The organism is Bacillus sp. C-3-6, from assembly GCF_054509685.1.
Window position 1 is genome coordinate 2,547,963 of record NZ_CM137247.1, and the last position, 17,075, is coordinate 2,565,037.

General features: G+C 31.8%; 17 protein-coding genes and 1 pseudogene. 15 read left to right on the plus strand and 3 right to left on the minus strand.

What is annotated here, in order from left to right; genetic code table 11:
* Window positions 1-92 precede the first annotated feature (92 nt).
* The 5 genes from ACW0JX_RS13035 to ACW0JX_RS13055 all read left to right on the plus strand — a co-directional run bounded on the left by ACW0JX_RS13035 (window position 93) and on the right by ACW0JX_RS13055 (window position 5,115).
* A complete protein-coding gene (locus ACW0JX_RS13035) occupies window positions 93-587 on the plus strand; it encodes a helix-turn-helix transcriptional regulator (RefSeq protein WP_089171151.1) in 495 nt (164 codons plus the stop codon).
* 13 nt (window positions 588-600) lie between these two features.
* The gene (locus ACW0JX_RS13040) at window positions 601-975 is read left to right on the plus strand and encodes a hypothetical protein (protein WP_000584709.1); all 375 of its coding nucleotides are present in this window, start codon (window positions 601-603) and stop codon (window positions 973-975) included.
* A 560-nt stretch (window positions 976-1,535) separates the two neighbouring features.
* Window positions 1,536-1,961, plus strand: coding sequence for a DUF4879 domain-containing protein (locus tag ACW0JX_RS13045; protein WP_089171152.1), 426 nt, complete (start codon window positions 1,536-1,538; stop codon window positions 1,959-1,961).
* 522 nt (window positions 1,962-2,483) lie between these two features.
* A complete protein-coding gene (locus ACW0JX_RS13050; RefSeq protein ID WP_089171153.1) occupies window positions 2,484-3,707 on the plus strand; it encodes a MerR family transcriptional regulator in 1,224 nt (407 codons plus the stop codon).
* A gap of 112 nt (window positions 3,708-3,819) precedes the next feature.
* Window positions 3,820-5,115: an MFS transporter gene (locus tag ACW0JX_RS13055; protein ID WP_459245763.1), complete on the plus strand. Its 1,296-nt coding sequence runs from the start codon at window positions 3,820-3,822 to the stop codon at window positions 5,113-5,115.
* Between the two features lie 39 nt (window positions 5,116-5,154).
* Here ACW0JX_RS13055 and ACW0JX_RS13060 read toward each other — a convergent pair whose 3' ends face one another.
* Window positions 5,155-5,859, minus strand: a complete 705-nt coding sequence (locus ACW0JX_RS13060) for a hypothetical protein (RefSeq protein WP_089171155.1) — start codon at window positions 5,857-5,859, stop codon at window positions 5,155-5,157.
* 511 nt (window positions 5,860-6,370) lie between these two features.
* Between ACW0JX_RS13060 and ACW0JX_RS13065 the strand changes: the two genes are divergently transcribed.
* The 3 genes and pseudogenes from ACW0JX_RS13065 to ACW0JX_RS13075 all read left to right on the plus strand — a co-directional run bounded on the left by ACW0JX_RS13065 (window position 6,371) and on the right by ACW0JX_RS13075 (window position 9,223).
* Window positions 6,371-7,171 carry a GNAT family N-acetyltransferase gene (locus ACW0JX_RS13065; RefSeq protein ID WP_459245764.1) on the plus strand — a complete coding sequence of 267 codons (801 nt, stop codon included), beginning with the start codon at window positions 6,371-6,373 and terminating at the stop codon, window positions 7,169-7,171.
* A 45-nt stretch (window positions 7,172-7,216) separates the two neighbouring features.
* Window positions 7,217-8,090 (plus strand): annotated as a pseudogene (locus ACW0JX_RS13070) (glycerophosphodiester phosphodiesterase).
* 287 nt (window positions 8,091-8,377) lie between these two features.
* Window positions 8,378-9,223, plus strand: coding sequence for an SH3 domain-containing protein (locus ACW0JX_RS13075; protein ID WP_053564313.1), 846 nt, complete (start codon window positions 8,378-8,380; stop codon window positions 9,221-9,223).
* A gap of 133 nt (window positions 9,224-9,356) precedes the next feature.
* Here the strand turns inward: ACW0JX_RS13075 and ACW0JX_RS13080 are convergent, their stop codons facing one another.
* Window positions 9,357-9,818, minus strand: a complete 462-nt coding sequence (locus ACW0JX_RS13080) for a DUF2306 domain-containing protein (RefSeq protein ID WP_053564312.1) — start codon at window positions 9,816-9,818, stop codon at window positions 9,357-9,359.
* Window positions 9,819-9,984: 166 nt separating this feature from the next.
* Between ACW0JX_RS13080 and ACW0JX_RS13085 the strand changes: the two genes are divergently transcribed.
* A complete protein-coding gene (locus tag ACW0JX_RS13085) occupies window positions 9,985-10,515 on the plus strand; it encodes a DUF4269 domain-containing protein (protein ID WP_089171158.1) in 531 nt (176 codons plus the stop codon).
* A 44-nt stretch (window positions 10,516-10,559) separates the two neighbouring features.
* On the opposite strand, the gene norG is transcribed toward ACW0JX_RS13085, so the two are convergent.
* Window positions 10,560-11,993 (minus strand): efflux pump transcription regulator NorG, encoded by a 1,434-nt coding sequence (gene norG, locus ACW0JX_RS13090; RefSeq protein ID WP_089171159.1) that lies wholly within the window; start codon window positions 11,991-11,993, stop codon window positions 10,560-10,562.
* Between the two features lie 152 nt (window positions 11,994-12,145).
* On the opposite strand from norG, the gene ACW0JX_RS13095 reads away from it, so the two are divergent.
* From ACW0JX_RS13095 to ACW0JX_RS13120, 6 genes are all read left to right on the plus strand, one after another.
* Complete coding sequence (locus ACW0JX_RS13095) at window positions 12,146-13,060, plus strand: DMT family transporter (RefSeq protein ID WP_459245765.1); 915 nt, start codon at window positions 12,146-12,148, stop codon at window positions 13,058-13,060.
* Between the two features lie 138 nt (window positions 13,061-13,198).
* Complete coding sequence (locus ACW0JX_RS13100) at window positions 13,199-14,560, plus strand: glycosyl hydrolase family 8 (protein ID WP_089171161.1); 1,362 nt, start codon at window positions 13,199-13,201, stop codon at window positions 14,558-14,560.
* Between the two features lie 162 nt (window positions 14,561-14,722).
* Window positions 14,723-15,646 carry a nucleoside hydrolase gene (locus ACW0JX_RS13105; protein ID WP_078187144.1) on the plus strand — a complete coding sequence of 308 codons (924 nt, stop codon included), beginning with the start codon at window positions 14,723-14,725 and terminating at the stop codon, window positions 15,644-15,646.
* Window positions 15,647-15,722: 76 nt separating this feature from the next.
* A complete protein-coding gene (locus ACW0JX_RS13110) occupies window positions 15,723-16,181 on the plus strand; it encodes a GNAT family N-acetyltransferase (protein ID WP_001102684.1) in 459 nt (152 codons plus the stop codon).
* A gap of 30 nt (window positions 16,182-16,211) precedes the next feature.
* Window positions 16,212-16,550, plus strand: a complete 339-nt coding sequence (cutA, locus tag ACW0JX_RS13115; protein ID WP_089171162.1) for a divalent cation tolerance protein CutA — start codon at window positions 16,212-16,214, stop codon at window positions 16,548-16,550.
* 25 nt (window positions 16,551-16,575) lie between these two features.
* Entirely contained in the window at window positions 16,576-17,022 is a 447-nt protein-coding gene (locus tag ACW0JX_RS13120) for an NUDIX domain-containing protein (RefSeq protein WP_089171163.1), read from the plus strand.
* Window positions 17,023-17,075: the final 53 nt, after the last annotated feature.

Here is a 17,075-nt window from a genome sequence, read left to right on the forward strand (position 1 = left end):
CAAGATTTAAGGAGGATTGAGTTGAAAATGAATTGATTAAAGTGTAAAATTACACTAAATAATACATTAGTTACTTTTGAGGGGGAAGTAAAGTGAATAAGGAGCATGCAATTGAACTTATTTCAATGAAAATAAAGTTAATACGCACTGAAAAAAGATATACACAAGATAAAATGGCTGAAGTTCTCGGCATATCAAAAAAAACGCTTGTTCAAATTGAGAAAGGGAGAACGAATGCAGGTTGGACCAACACTGTTGCTATTTGTGCATTGTTTAGAGATAGTGAAGTTTTACAGAATACTCTTGGGGATGATCCATTAGTAGTAATCGAAACAATGGCCCACAATAGCACTAACAACTTCAAAGAAAAAACATTGGGAGGAAAAGTCTGGTGGAAGCAGATTCAAGAAAAAGGGAACTTTCGCTTACAACAAAATCTAATTAGTCAGCATTATCGTATTCTAGACAGACAGGATTACCGTTGGTTTAATTCGATTGATTTAGAAGAAACGCTAAATCAACTTAATAAATTAGCAACGAATTCAGAACATCAAATAACCAGAACTACAATGAGCGAAAATAAATAGGAGGAAATTACATATGATCATCTTGCATTTTCTTTGGATTTACTTTATGCCAATTTACTGGTTATGTGGATTTATAGGTGGAATCTATTTAATTATTGCAGGTATCAAATATCTTAAATTACTTGTAAGTGTAATGGGATTACTTTGTCTTACCCTTGTCGTGTTACCTATTGTTTGTTGGGGGACAGGGATTAATGCGGAATTTCTTCTTACACCCGTTTCCAACTTTTCACTATTCTCTTTAAGTGGGTTAATAGCAGGATTTATTGGATTGTGGTCAAAAATTAAAGGCATAAGAAATATGGGATTTACTATTTTTACTTGTGGAGTAATAGGTGCCCTATTCTATTATTTAATGTCTATACCCGATTCATACTATATAGGATAGTTTTTCAAAACTCAGTTCATTTACAAACAAAAGGATAGTGAAACAGGAAAAACATTATTTCTATTCTTTCTGTCTAACTTATTAAATAAAAAGGAGGTGCTATAGAACTGGTAGCGTTTCCTTTTTCACATGAATCATTCACCTATCAGATAGGTTGCGCTCCAGTACGTAGTAGATAGCATATCAATAGCTAGCTATAATTTCTACATTCTCTGACTTTAAATGATAAAGGAGATGTTATCACAGTTGTTCCTGCAAAGAAAAAATGAATAGTTGTAGTAAAAACATTCTAGAATACAGAAGCTTAGGAATATTGGATATAAAATATGATAAATACGAGGCATAAGCCAGTTTACAATTTTTATGTCAACACTACAAACTTGACATGTGTGTATTTCGTTTTGCACTGTAAATCATTCATATTAAGTAATAGAATTGTAGAAATATATAATAGAATATTCGCACTAATATTTATACAGCTACAATCTATTTATATATAAGGTTATTAGGATTAAATTGAAAATGAAAGAGAAAACAATAGATGGAAGGGGATGTTTTTTATGTTTAGAAAAGCAGCACTAGGGATTTCATCGTTAGCAATTACAGCGTTCGTCGGATTAGGAATGGCAACAGAAGCTTCAGCTGGACCAGCGGCACCACTTACTTCACTAAACGTCGTACAAGTAGAGTCTGAGCTAGGCGGGGTAGAAACAATTAATCAGAACAGCTTCAGCACATCGCGTAACCACGGGGGAAAATATTTATATATTACAACGAAAGAAATGGGCTATGGCCAAAACCCATTTGCTAAAATGAATGGTTCTAATGTAAAAAGTATTGATTCCACTATAATTGGCGGAAGACCAATCGTTGGCTGGTATTATAAATGGGATGCTTCTGGACACCAACAAGGAACGTTTGAGTACCAAAAGACATCTATAAATTCACCATTTAATACAATGCGTACATCAATTTATATCCAATAATTTTGAAAGCGTTCGCACATATAAAATAGTCAAAGAAAAGGCACTCTTAGGAGTGCCTTTTCTTTGACTTGAATCACGTCCATCTATATTTACAATCCCGATTTCATAGCAAGAACACTTCCCATAAAACAATATCCTAAACGTCTATGAAATTAATATGAACGGGTAGTACTAGTCCTCTACAGTTAAAGTACGTAACCTTACATATTCCAACCCAATGAAAAAGGAAAAAAACTGTCGTACTTACGCCACAGTTTTTAATTTATCCATGAACTCATAGTTTAATTTTAAGTTTTTTAGATATATAGACATAACCGTACTACCTGCTCCTCATTTTTAAATTCAAGATTAAAAATGAGGGGCTAAACTTATATAAGCTTAGCTTGATGGGTATGTGGCGTAACTTTAAAATTAATTACATCTTTTTTCATAGCATAAATAATTTTGTATAGGGAGATGAAAGGATTTTTTAAAATAATAAAGAAGTATGTATAAGCAAATATATAAATGGTAGTGATTAGGATGAAAATCAGTAAGTTTGCAGAAGTAAATAATGTAAGTGTAGATACGATTAGACATTATATGGATCTCGGACTCGTTATTCCCGAGAAAAAAGGAAGTCACTATTTTTTTGACGGGTATTGTCAAAAGGATATAGAACTTATATTAGAGTACAAATGGCTAGGGTTTAGCTTGTATGAAATTAAAGAACTGTTTCTTTATAAAAATTTAGGGAAATCCTTAGACTATGAAAAGGATAATTTTTATCAATCTTTATTTAAAGTAAAATATGAAAAGATTGAACAAGAAATAAAAACTTTAGAGGAACGAAAATGCAAATTAAAGGAAGTGTTACATAATTTATCTATAGAAACTGAAATTTCGAGTTCAATTTTAGGGGTAGATTTAAAAGTACTTCATTTATTTAAATGTGTTAAGTGTAACGGAAATTTAATTCTTGAAGATGGCATTATTAATAAGAATAAAATTATTGAGGGAAAGTTAATTTGTAATTGTGGTGAAAAATACACGATTATTTCAGGGGTTTTAACAGCGGGTAACTCATTGAAAGCGTATGAAAAGAAATCACTTGAAGATTCTATTTCGGATTATATTCATGAAACTGATACTGCTTTTTTGGAAAATGTTCAAAGAGGAGGGGAATGGGCGAAAAAGAAACTAATGCAATTAGATTTAAATGAAAAAATACTACTTGATTTAGGGTCTGGTATTGGGTTCTTTTTACGAAATATTTATGAAGAACTACCGGAAGAGTGTTTATATATTGCTGTTGATCGAGATTTGAATAAACTTTTACTTTTAAAAGATGTAATTGAGAGAAGAAATGTGAAAAGAAATATGTTATTTATCTGTGCCGACTTTCTAAACATACCTATTCAGAATAATTCTGTTGATATTGTAATCGATCAATCAGGTACAAGTAATTATAGTTTTGAACATGAGGAGTTCTTATTGTGGGAATTAAATTCCCTTTTTAAACACAATTGTTATTTATTAAGTTCATTTATTTTATTTAATAAATTTAGTATAAATAGCCAAATTGCACCTAGACTCAGAGAAAATTTTACATCTGCAAAAGTAACAAAAGAAATCGAAAATTTACAGTTTCAATCTATTGATGAAAGTACTTCAAATTATTTGATACGAGGGGGAAGGTACGAAGATTTCTTTGTTCAAGGAGAAGAAATTTATACATATTCATTTTTCGGAAAAAGATGGGGTTAACCCCATCTTTTATTTATTTTCCCTTAAAAATTTTCAAATAGTACATATTGCTATTGGGTTGACCCAAGAACTTACAATGTACGTAACACAAAGTTAGGCAGGGGGAAAAGTGATGGGAAGTTTACGATTACATATAGAAAATAAAAATAGAAACCAAGAACTAAGAAATATTTGTTTATATTCAATTGCAAAAACAGTATCACTATTTGGTAGCTCTATTTATAGTTTTGCATTAGGATTGTATGTTTTACAAATAACCAGATCTGCGTTAAATTTTGCAATTTCGCTCATATTAGGAACGATTCCAATGATTGTTATGAATCCATTTGCCGGTGTCATTGCTGATAAGGTTGATAAAAAGAAACTGGTTATTTGCATGGATTTACTAAGCGGATGCTTATTAATAACTGTTTATATATTAAGCAGCTATTATGGATTAAACTTATTCATCATTTATACTACTACCTTTCTTATGACAGTATTTACAACTTTTTTTGGAATAGGTTTAGAGGCCGTAAAACCGAATATGGTCACTAAAGAGCGGTTAATGAGTATTAATTCTATAAGTAAAATTATCGATTCTATATCTTTAATTCTAGGGCCTATGTTAGGGGGGATTGTTTTTGCAGTCTTTGATATTAAAATTTTTATAATTATAAATGGTATTTCATTTATCCTTTCGGCTATTTCCATATTGTTTATTAACTTTAAATTGTTTGAGCAAAACATAAATGAGGAATGTTCAATTAGAGAAATTAATTTTATTGAAGATATAAAGGAGGGATACTCTTATTTATTGGAGCGGAAAAGCTTAAAAAATACTTTTAGTATTTTAATTTCTCTTAATTTCTTTTTAGGCTTTGCTGTAACTGTTCCGTTGCCATACATTATTAACACAGTTCTCAATCTTAGTTCTAAGCAATTTGGTATGATTCAAGGGACTTTCCCGATAGGTATGATAGTTGGTGCAATACTAGTAAAAAAGATAACTGATTGTTTTTCTTATTCTTATCTATTGAAAAAAATAAGTTTTATGTTGGCGATTTTTATGATAGTTTCAGGAATACCTGTTTTATTTAAACCTATTGTAGTAAATAATTTGGTATATGTTACTACGTATTGCATGATTATGTTCTTTTTAGGATTTATGATAGCACAAATTGATATTCCTTTAATGTATTTCATGCAAAATGAGATTCCTGAAGAATATAGAGGAAGAGTTCTTAGTATTGGATTAAGCTTAGGTAAAATAATGCAGCCAATAGCACTTGCAATATCAGGACTATTATTAAATTTCATTCCAGCCTACACGCTTCCCATTGCAGGGGGGATTGTATTTTTTACTTTGAATAAAATTTTAGCAAATAAGTTAAATTTAGAAATTCATTCAAAAGATTATAGTGTTTAACGTAACTTAAAAAGCGCAGGATCAGCATCCTGCGCTTTTTTATCGTAATTCAGCGGTTTTTCTAATGACAATCTTATCAATATCATCTTCTTCATCACCAATAAATAATCCGCGTTCTTTTAAATATGCTTCAAAATATAAATCTGCTTCAGCGCGTTCGTCATATGGCTTTACAGAGAGAACGAAACCTAATTTGTTTTGTTCTTCTAAGTGAGAAGTGGAGATGTAAGCCGGTACATTATGGCGTAAAAAGAGTTCTTTAACCGGAATAATCATATCTTTCATTAATTTCGTTAGCATACCCATTTCAAAATCGAAATTAAAGCGATCTATACTAGATAAATCAGCGAATACTACACCGATAAAACCTGTATTAAATACTTCTTGATATTCTACATCTTCATCATGGCCGCCATAAAAATTCTTTTCGATTAAATAATTTACAAAATAAGCAACGCCATCACTTTGTTCAAATGGTTTCGTTGAAAGAACAAAACCAATTTTCTTTTGTTTATGTAAATACACACATGACATGTATGCTGAAATGTTATGTTCTTTAAATAAAGCACTTGTTGCTCCAGAGAGACCATCTAGTACGTGATGAACAATTTGAAGTTTTTTACGAGCGAAATAATAGGATTTCTTTTGTAACTCCAATGTATCAATAAAGACAGAGCCGATAAAGCCTGTATTTGAAATAATAGGTGATTGCTTTTTTCTTCCTCTGCGCTTTAATGGAGCCATTGTTAAAATCATCCCTTCATGTACGTTTAAAATAAAAAAGAACGTTTGTTCGTATATTTATATTTTACTATTAAAACGCTATAAAGTAAAGGGTTTTTGATGAAAATATAACAAAAAAGACACCTTATAAAAGGTGCCTTAAACGCTGTAAGGGATAGGGTTTACCCTAACTATTTATATTATGATACAGAAACAATCTCTTCTGTCTCTTCTACATCTAAATGACAGTCCATAGTACGAACATCTTGATCTTCATGACTTCCGAAATAAATAGTAATTTTCATATGTATCGCTCCTTTATTCTAGGAATACCTAAAATAATTACTAGTAATGTTAATATTTATTATATACCACTTTTTTCATTCCGACAACGTTATATCATTTTTAATTATTTTAAACTATAGAGCACAATTTAAAGAGGTACTTTTTATAGAAAATGGTAAATTTCTAATATGTTATATTTAATATAGAAAAATTCGAGTGTTACTTTTTATGAAAAGGAGAACTATTGATGAATTATAAACAACTACTACTTGATAACTTTGCATTTAAAACCTCATATGTTGCACAATTTGTGCCCGGAATGAGTATAAAAAAAACGAAAGATTATATTGCTGTTGATTGTGGATTACCTGCCGATACATTTAATATCATCACTCTACTAAACAATAATTTAACGGAAGGGATCGAGAAATTATATAAAGAGGTAGAATACTATTATCAAAGAAATTTTCCAATGAGTGTTTGGTTATGGGATGAGGAGCAAGAGCGGGATATAAAAAGCGAGTTAATTAAAGTCGGTTTAAAAGAAGCGGAACAGAATATTGCGATGGTAGCAGACTTAAAAACAATTTCCCCAACAATAAACATGCCAGTAAGTTTTACTATTCAACAAGCATCTTCACTTGGACAAATAAATAAATTTGGAGAAACGTTAGCTGATCTATTCGGCACATCAGAAGAAGGTATACATGTACAAGCATTCTATAATCAAATTTCTAATCTTGATATATGTAACAGTGAGAATCTGAAATTATTTTTAGGGTTATATAAAGGTGAAGTCGTAACTGTTGGTTCATTAATATGTTCAAAAGATAGTATTGGTATTTATGACATAGCAACGAAAGAAGGAATGAGAGGACGAGGATTCGGATCTGCTATGTTCAATTTCCTGCTGCAAGAAGCACATAAATTTAAAAATACGTATTGTGTATTACAAGCTTCACCCGATGGAATCAATATTTATAAAAAATCAGGATTTCAAGCTATCGGCAAAATGACTGTATTGGAAAATCGACATTTAATTGAGTAAATCATTCAAGTTAAATCGTCTTTACATAGGAGCTTATAAATCGTTATGAAAAAGATATATCTCGTTACAATAATTTGTGCCTTTATAGTAATAAGTATCTTTGTTTTTCAGAAAATAAATGAACATAAGTATACTAAAGCTATTAATCAATCAAATCATATAAAAAATATCGCACATAGAGGTGCTTCTGCATATGCGCCTGAACATACAATAGCAGCATATAAATTAGGACAAAAAATGAATGGAGATTATATAGAAATTGATCTCCAAATGACAAAAGATGGGCATTTAGTGGCAATGCATGACGAAACCTTAACCGTACAACAAATGGTACTGGGCTAGTGAAAGAGCATACATTAGAAGAAATAAAGCAACTAAATGCAGATTCTTTTTCAACGAAAAATATCCGAACTTAGCAAAGAAAGAATTTGAAAATGCTAAAGTCCCAACATTAACAGAAATTGTTGAAACGTTTGGGCAAAATGCGAACTATTATATTGAAACAAAATCACCTAATGAATATCCAGGAATGGAAGAAAAATTATTAGAAATTATTAATCACTACGAAATACAGGATAAAATAATTATTCAATCGTTTAGTGAAGAAAGTCTACAAAAGATTCATAGCTTAAATAGTAATATATCCTTAGTACAATTATTACCTTATAAAAAAGCAGTTCAATTAACAGAATTAGAGATAGAAAAGTATAAAACGTACTGCATAGGTCTTGGTATGAATTACAAATATATTGATTCAGATTATGTAAATAAAATAAAGAAAAACGGATTAGAAGTTCATCCATTTACAGTAGATAATGAAAAAGATATGAAAAAGTTACTTTCATGGGGAGTCGACGGGATGTTTACTAATTATCCGGATCGTTTACATTCAATATTGGATTTGAAAAGTCATGAATAAGAAGTGTTATTCATAAAGGGGAAATTTACACAACCTATATATTAGGATTAATAATGCAAGGTGGCATGTTGCATATAAAAAGAAAATACCAAAAACCGCAACTAGAAGACCTGGGTTGCGGTTTTTTTTTATTGCTTAGATTTCAGTTTACAAAGTTTGAAGCTAGAAATGTAAATCTATTTAGATGAATTGGCTTCTTATGTATTTGTACTTCGGATCGTTCTAGGTATATGTACAACCCATGAGACGAGTTTTGCATATGATAATAGAAAAGGAGATGTTGCATATTGAAATACCAAACTAGAAACGTAAATAATCTGAATAAATTAGCGGATAATACGAAAGCTGCAGCTTTTAAGTGGTATCAGTACTGTATCGACAATGGAATTGAAGTATTAATTTATGAAACAATCCGTACAGTCGAGCAACAACGTGAATATGTTCGTAAAGGAGCATCACAAACGATGCGCTCATATCACTTAGTAGGACAGGCATTAGATTTTGTTCCAATTCAGTCGAATGGTACAGAAGATTGGAATGGCTATAATAAAGAACCGTGGGCATCAGCAATTCGTTATGCTAAACAAATTGGTTTTGAATGGGGCGGTGACTGGAAAGGATTTGTGGATAGCCCGCATTTGCAATATAACTACAAAGGGTATGGAACGGATACTTTTGGAAAAGGTGCTCAAAATGTAGTGACTCCTCCCACGTCGAATGATAATGTAGGGGTTGCTTATATTAACGGTAGTAATGTAAATTTACGAAAAGGACCTGGTACTGGATATGGCGTTATTCGTCAATTAGGGAAAGGAGAGTCCTACAAAGTATTTGGACAATCAAATGGCTGGTTAAATCTAGGTGGCGATCAGTGGATTTATAACGATCCATCATACATTCGTTATACGGGAGGAAATGTACCAGCAACTTCACAATCATCAAACGATGGTGTAGGTGTAGTTACTATAATCGCGGATGTATTGCGTGTTCGTACCGGCCCTGGAACAAATTACGGCATTGTGAAAAACGTGTATCAAGGTGAAAAATATCAATCGTTTGGATATAAAGATGGTTGGTATAATGTCGGTGGAAATCAATGGGTTTCTGGTGAATATGTTACGTTTGTAAAGTAAAAATAAGAGCCGTCCTGTTGGGCGGCATTTTATTTTAAATATTCATAGGACGAGCATTCATAATATTATTTGTAATACATAGAGTATAATTTTTCATTCTAATAATCAGAAAGTAATCAAAATGTAATTAATTTCAACTACGCTTTTTATATTTTTTTGATACACTGGCTACGAGGGGTATACCAATTAAGGTCGGTAAAAACCAAAACCATATTGGCGGAAGTAAATTTAAAATGGGAATATGGATGCCGATATTTACTAAAAGTGCGGTGACTGCACCAATATAAGAACCTAGCATACCTCTAATGTGGTGATGGAGCCAATTTTTCCAACGTTTTTTTCGTGCAAGGTATCCATAAATTGCAAATGAATAAGAGAAGATTGCTACATAAAATAAATATGCGATTTTATCCCAGTTGATAATGGATAATATTATTGCCGTAAGGGTAATGACAACATAGGATGCATGATATATTTCGCCCCATTCGGTATGTTTTCCTTTCTTCTTTTGGGCAACCATCGCTACAATACCAGTGATTAAGCATATTGTTCCAAATAGGATGTGTATGGTTAAAAGAATGTTAAAAATGCTCATAATAATTCCTCCTTTTTTATTTTTATAGTATTGCAGTATAGGAGAAAAGTTGAAAAATATAGTTAGTTCGGCTTAATATATTGAAATAAAGGTACTCCTAGAACAAAACCCAATGATTTAAATATTTAGTGAGATGATTATTATGTTAAATGAAGGAGAGACTTCTATGTTTACATCTATTACATATTTACAATCGGGCAATGAGAAACAACAAAAAATATATGATGTTTTGAATAGCCTAAACATAATGGAGGATTTAGCTTTATATAATCCCGTTCTTTGCGGGACAATCCCTATAAGAATTGATACTCCTCAATCTGACTTAGATATTGTAATGGAAGTATATAACTTTGATGTTTTTGAGCAGGAAATGAGATCTTTATATGGTTCTTATGGAGGGTTCAACATAAAAAAGAAAAGAATTAAAGGTACTGAATCGATAAAGGTGAATTTTGAATTCGAAGGTTTTGAATTTGAATTATTTGCTCAACCGAAGCCAGTGCGTAATCAAAATGCATATAGACATATGATAGTGGAACACATGTTATTAATGCAACATCCCCATATAAGGGAAGAAGTTATTCGCTTAAAGGAACAAGGTTTAAAAACAGAACCTGCTTTTGCTCAAGTATTAAATATTGACGGAGATCCTTATGAAAAACTTATTTTATTAGGGCAGGAAATGAAATTGTGGTAAATAAGATACGTAAAAAAATCCTCCAAAAACAAAAGAGGATTTTTTTATGCCGTTAACTTTCGAATTAATTCACTGAGCAATTTAATCCCGTAAGTCATTTGTTCTGGTGAAGCATATCCATATGATAAACGAATGTACTGATCTGATTCTTCTTCATAAATACGTCCTGGGTTTAAAAGAATTCCTTTTGATAGAGCCTCTGAAAATAGTTTTTTCATCGGAATGTTATGTACAACCTTTAGCCATATAAAAAATCCACCACTAGGAATATCCCACGATGCAATATCTGCACAATATTTATTTAAAGCTCGTATCATTATTTGTCTTCGCTCTTTCAGGTGCATTCTTACGTTTGCTACATGTTCTTCATAAAAACCTTCATTTATCCATTCAGCAGCTACTCTTTGAGATAAAGAGCTGGATCCATAGTCTGTTTGCATTTTTATATCTGACAATCTATCAATAACAGGTTCTGGTCCGATTATCCATCCAATTCTAAGTCCTGGGCTAAGTGTTTTAGAGAGACTACCAATATATAATACATGTCCATGTTTATCCATCGACTTTAAAGGAGCTGGAGGTGATTCATCAATCCATAACTCTCGGTAAATATCATCCTCGATGATAGGCAACTGCTCTTTTTCACATATTTTTAATATTTCTTTTCTTCGCTCTTTGGACATCAATATCCCCGTTGGATTTTGAAAACAAGGGATTGAATATAAAATATTATTCTTTTGACTATATTTAATTCGTTTTAATAAGTCGTTAGGTAAAATACCGTGATGGTCCATTGATATACCGGATAAATTTATATTTGCTGATTGAAAAACATGAAGTGAATATAAGTAAGAAGGTTGTTCAAGTAAAACAGTTGATTTTCTATGTAAAAGACCAATTGATATTAATTGTAATGCTTGGAGTGCACCCGAGACTATTAATATAGAATCCGGTGATGCATGTATTCCAAATGATTTTACGTATTTGCTTATTGCTTCACGTAACCGATAAAAACCTTTTTGTTCTTCGTATCCGAAATAATCTAATTCCTGACTGACGTTTTTTATTATAGATTGCATAGTTTCGAGCGGGAAAAGATGAGGTGCAAGTTCACCTTTACTAAGATGGATAAGCGTTTTATTTGCTTCTGCTTCATTTATTTCTCGCACCATTAACTTACTTGGTTTATGAATACCGGCTTTTACATATTCACTCCAATCGGGCGGAGGATTAGTTGCTAATAATGACCATGTATTATTCATTACAATTGTTCCTGCTCCGATTTGTCCTTGAATTAAACCATCTGCCATAAGTTCATCTAGCGCAGTAATTACAGTACTTCGATTTACATGAAATAATTTTGCTAACTGCCGCTGACTAGGGATTTTACTTCCAATTGGCCATTCTCCGTTTTCAATTTTTTCTTTCATATAGTCTATTATCTGCTGATATTTGGGCACTTTTTTATCGGTCGTCATATAAAAAACTCCTTCGTTTATTTAAAAGATTCAAAGTGGTTGGTTTTTCCGATAAATAACTGGTTGAAGACATTGTATCAACTATTAAATATGATGAAAAGAAATAATTGGTAATTTAAAAATGGTTGGTTTTTTAGGGAAGGAGAGAAAATATGCATAATAAAAAATGGGATTTACGCATTATATGTGCTCACGCTTTTACAATTCTTATATGGGGAACTGCTTTTCCAGCAATTCGTATGGGGCTTGAATCTTATACGCCTGAACACCTTACTTTACTACGCTTATTAATCGCCTCATTTATACTTTTGTTATTTTCATTTATATACAAACTACGACTACCGGATTTAAAGGATATCCCAGCAATTTTTATATTTGGTGCTCTAGGATTTACTATTTATCACATCGCATTAAACTACGGCGAAAAAACAGTAAATGCTGGATCTGCAAGTTTAATAATTTCAGTCACTCCAATAGTAACGGCAATTCTTGCTTCTGTTTTTTTGAATGAAAAAATGAAATTAAATGGCTGGATAGGTGGTCTAATGAGTTTTGCAGGAATTGCCTTAATTTCATTTAGCCAAGGCGACGCTATTCAATTGAATAGCGGGGGATTATTTATATTATTAGCGGCGATTTCAGAAAGTCTATTTTTCGTTTTCCAAACATCTTACTTAAAAAAATACGGCTTCTTACCATTTACCATATATACAATTTTGTCTAGTACTGTATGTATGCTTATTTTCTTAGCCGGAGTTTATCAAAAAATACTAGCAGCTCCTCTTGAAGTTAACTTGAGCGTTATATATTTAGGTGTCTTTCCAACAGTACTCCCGTATATTGCATTGGCCTATATTATATCTCGTGCTGGTGCTTCTGAAGCAACAAGTTCTCTATATTTAACGCCAATAACTGCGTGTTTCATTGCTTGGATATGGTTAGGAGAAGTGCCAACTTTAGTTTCGATAATTGGCGGAGGAATTACTATACTTGGAATTGTGATTGCTCATATACCAGTATTAAGAAAAGAAAAACATAGGAATTTAGCAAATAATCAATCCGTATAATGTAATTCAATAATGATCTTATGATACTTTTTCATATAGTTTCTTTCTTATGTTGATAAATATAATATTTTGTATTTCAGTTAAATATTGTATGTTACATTTTATGTAGTAAGCATTTTAAAAGGAGCTGACAACATAATGAATGGAAAAAGAAAATTTTTCACATGTATTTCTATTGTAGGAATCGGAATAGCTAGTTTTTCTAATTCTAGTTTCGCAGCAAGTGTAACGGACAATTCAATACAAAATTCTATTCCCGTAGTTAATCAACAAGTAGCTGCTGCAAAGGAAATGAAACCATTTCCCCAGCAAGTTAATTATGCAGGTGTTATAAAACCGAATCATGTTACACAGGAAAGTTTAAATGCTTCTGTAAGAAGTTACTACGATAATTGGAAAAAGAAATATTTGAAAAATGATTTATCTTCTTTACCTGGTGGTTATTACGTAAAAGGAGAGATTACAGGTGATGCGGATGGGTTTAAGCCACTTGGAACTTCAGAAGGTCAAGGGTATGGGATGATAATTACAGTATTAATGGCTGGTTATGATTCGAATGCTCAAAAAATCTATGACGGTTTATTTAAAACAGCAAGAACTTTTAAAAGCTCTCAAAATCCTAATTTAATGGGGTGGGTTGTCGCAGATAGTAAAAAAGCACAAGGTCATTTTGATTCTGCTACTGATGGAGATTTAGATATTGCGTATTCTCTTCTTCTTGCTCATAAGCAGTGGGGATCTAATGGAACAGTTAATTATTTGAAAGAAGCACAAGACATGATTACAAAAGGTATTAAAGCTAGTAATGTTACAAATAATAACCGACTAAATTTAGGAGATTGGGATTCTAAAAGTTCACTTGATACGAGACCATCTGATTGGATGATGTCACACCTTAGAGCATTTTATGAATTTACAGGTGATAAAACTTGGCTTACTGTTATTAATAATTTGTACGATGTTTATACGCAATTTAGTAATAAGTACTCTCCAAATACAGGACTTATTTCAGATTTCGTTGTAAAAAACCCACCACAACCCGCACCTAAAGACTTCTTAGATGAGTCAGAATATACAAATGCCTATTATTACAATGCTAGTCGGGTACCATTGAGAATTGTAATGGACTATGCGATGTACGGTGAGAAAAGAAGTAAAGTCATTTCTGATAAAGTCTCTTCATGGATTCAAAATAAAACGAATGGAAATCCTTCTAAAATTGTGGATGGTTATCAATTAAACGGATCCAATATTGGGAGTTATCCAACTGCTGTATTCGTTTCACCATTTATTGCTGCAAGTATAACGGATAGCGATAATCAAAAGTGGGTAAATAGCGGTTGGGATTGGATGAAGAATAAGAGAGAAAGTTATTTTAGCGATAGTTATAATTTATTAACTATGTTATTTATTACAGGAAACTGGTGGAAGCCTGTACCTGATGATAAAAAAACACAAAATCTAATAAATGATGCAATTTATGAAGGATACGATAATTAATTAAATTTGAGAATGGTTACTGAAGAAAGGAATTAGCATTCGCTAGTTCCTTTTTAATGTTTTGTAAAACATTATCCATTCTAAAATTCGCATAGATATACTTGCTTTTTTCATATACATAGTTATTGATGACTCTATGTTTATATGAAGGGAGAGTATTTCTTGGAAAAAGTATTATTTTTCGGAGACCCAGGTATTGATGACTCATTTGCCATTATGTATGGTTTACTGCATCCCGAAATTGAAATTGTCGGTATTGTAACCGGATACGGAAATGTTGAGCATATACATGCTGCACATAATGCAGCGTATATTTTACAGTTAGCAAATAGACAAGACATTCCTGTCATTAGTGGTGCAACAAAACCACTTACAGAAGAAATTACTACGTACTATCCTGAAATTCACGGAGCAGAAGGATTAGGGCCCATCCATGTTCCAGAAAATATATTATCTATTCCAATATATAATTTCGGCAGTATTGCTGCGATTCTTATAAAGTACGGAAAAGATTTAACGATTGTTGATGTAGGAAGATCTACCTCGTTAGCAATTGCTTTTAATTTATGGAATGATTTAATGCTAAATGTAAAAGGAATCTATTTCATGGGTGGTGTTTTTTTAGAAGTAGGAAACGTTACGCCATTAGCAGAGGCAAACGTGTATGGAGATCCGATAGCAAGTAAAATTGTTTTCCATCAAGCAAAGAATTTATTCATATTCCCTTTAAATGTAACAAACAAAGCTGTGTTAACACCAAATGTATTTAACTATATTCAAGCTAATACAAAGAATCCATTTCATATGATAATGAAACCAATGTATGATTACTATCTATCCGCATACCAAAAACTTAATCCATCTATGGAAGGGCCTTTGCTACATGATGTGGTTGCAATAAGTGGATTAGTAAATCCAAGTTTTTTTGAATTTGTGCATCGTACAGTAAATGTAGATACATACGGAGATACGAAAGGACAAACATTTGCTGATTTTCGCCCTAGCTCTATATCTGATGGAGCCCATATAGCACTAGAAATAGATGAACAAAAATTCATTCAAGATTTTATGAAAATTATGTTATAAGTTGTTGTCGAAAAAGGGAATTATTTCACTACGTTGAATATAAACATACATCCTCTATATAAGGGAGCTTACAATATTGAATGTCCAGTTAAAGGTTGTTACGAGAGAAAATTGGGAAGAAGCATTAAAGCTACAAGTAAAAGGAAATCAGTTGAAATTTGTTCCATCCGTAGCAGTTTCGCTTGCTAAAGTATATATAAAACCAGATGGTGACAATGTAGAGTACATACCATTTGCTATATACGATGGTGACCTTATGGTTGGTTTTGTTATGCATGCTGTTGTAATAGAGACATCGGATATGTATTGGATTAACGGATTTATTATTGATCAATCGCAGCAAGGTAATGGTTATGGAAAAGCAGCATTACAAGAAAGTATTGATATAATAAAAAATACTTTTAAATCGTGTAAAGAAATAAGATTAACCGTACATAAAGATAATATCTCTGCAAAGAAATTATATGAACGATATGGTTTCATATCATTAGGACAGGAGTATGATGGTGAGCAAGTATACCGTTTATTTGTTTAACTATTAAGAAGTAAAGGTGTGAAATGAAATATGCAATTTACTGAAGTGAAAATTGAAGTGTTCATTCCTGAAGAATATATTGAAACATTAAGGGATGAATTAAATAAAATTGGAGCATGTAAAACGGGCGAATATGACCATTGTCTTTCCTATAGTTCAGTGAAAGGATATTGGAGACCGTTAGACGGCGCATCCCCTTTTAATGGGGAAATTGGTCAAATATGCGAAGGGCAAGAATGTAAAATTGAAATAAAGTGTAAACGAGATCTTGTAAAAAGTGCTCTTGAAGTTATTAATGAAATTCATCCATATGAAACACCAATGATTTATATAATCCCGATATTAAATGATTATTTTGAACAAGTGTAGATTGAATGACTAGGAGGAATATCAATTGAAAAGTAAATTCCATCATATTGTACGAGCAGTCATGATAAAAGATGAAAAATTATTAGTTGCTGAATATATCGGCCATCATTATTTTTTACCTGGTGGCCATGTTGAAATTGGAGAATCAGCAGAGAATGCATTAAAAAGAGAATTAAGAGAAGAACTTGGAGTAAACTGCAGTATAAAACGATTTTTAGGAGTTATAGAAAATCAATGGCAAGATAAAGAAGTGCTTCATCATGAAATTAATCACATTTTTGAAGTAGAGTCACAAGATTTACATACGGACTTAACACGGAAATCTAGCGAGTCTCATTTAGCATTTCACTGGATAGATTATAATAAAGAAGCTTTAAATCATTATGAAATCATGCCAATGCCTTTAGTAAAGGAATTACTAGAAAGAAAGTTAAATGATGAACTACTAAATTGTTGGATTAGTAATTTTTAAATCACTTTATTTATAGTAAATACGTCCATCGAATGAATATAAAGAAAATAGGC

What these genes read in the sequence shown, in the direction of transcription:
- ACW0JX_RS13040 (WP_000584709.1), top strand. Translation starts at nt 601, where the DNA reads ATGATCATCTTGCATTTTCTTTGGATTTACTTTATGCCAATTTACTGG.
- ACW0JX_RS13045 (WP_089171152.1), top strand. Translation starts at nt 1,536, where the DNA reads ATGTTTAGAAAAGCAGCACTAGGGATTTCATCGTTAGCAATTACAGCG.
- ACW0JX_RS13050 (WP_089171153.1), top strand. Translation starts at nt 2,484, where the DNA reads ATGAAAATCAGTAAGTTTGCAGAAGTAAATAATGTAAGTGTAGATACG.
- ACW0JX_RS13055 (WP_459245763.1), top strand. Translation starts at nt 3,820, where the DNA reads ATGGGAAGTTTACGATTACATATAGAAAATAAAAATAGAAACCAAGAA.
- ACW0JX_RS13060 (WP_089171155.1), bottom strand. Translation starts at nt 5,859, where the DNA reads ATGGCTCCATTAAAGCGCAGAGGAAGAAAAAAGCAATCACCTATTATT.
- ACW0JX_RS13065 (WP_459245764.1), top strand. Translation starts at nt 6,371, where the DNA reads ATGAATTATAAACAACTACTACTTGATAACTTTGCATTTAAAACCTCA.
- ACW0JX_RS13080 (WP_053564312.1), bottom strand. Translation starts at nt 9,818, where the DNA reads ATGAGCATTTTTAACATTCTTTTAACCATACACATCCTATTTGGAACA.
- ACW0JX_RS13085 (WP_089171158.1), top strand. Translation starts at nt 9,985, where the DNA reads ATGTTTACATCTATTACATATTTACAATCGGGCAATGAGAAACAACAA.
- norG (WP_089171159.1), bottom strand. Translation starts at nt 11,993, where the DNA reads ATGACGACCGATAAAAAAGTGCCCAAATATCAGCAGATAATAGACTAT.
- ACW0JX_RS13095 (WP_459245765.1), top strand. Translation starts at nt 12,146, where the DNA reads ATGCATAATAAAAAATGGGATTTACGCATTATATGTGCTCACGCTTTT.
- ACW0JX_RS13100 (WP_089171161.1), top strand. Translation starts at nt 13,199, where the DNA reads ATGAATGGAAAAAGAAAATTTTTCACATGTATTTCTATTGTAGGAATC.
- cutA (WP_089171162.1), top strand. Translation starts at nt 16,212, where the DNA reads ATGCAATTTACTGAAGTGAAAATTGAAGTGTTCATTCCTGAAGAATAT.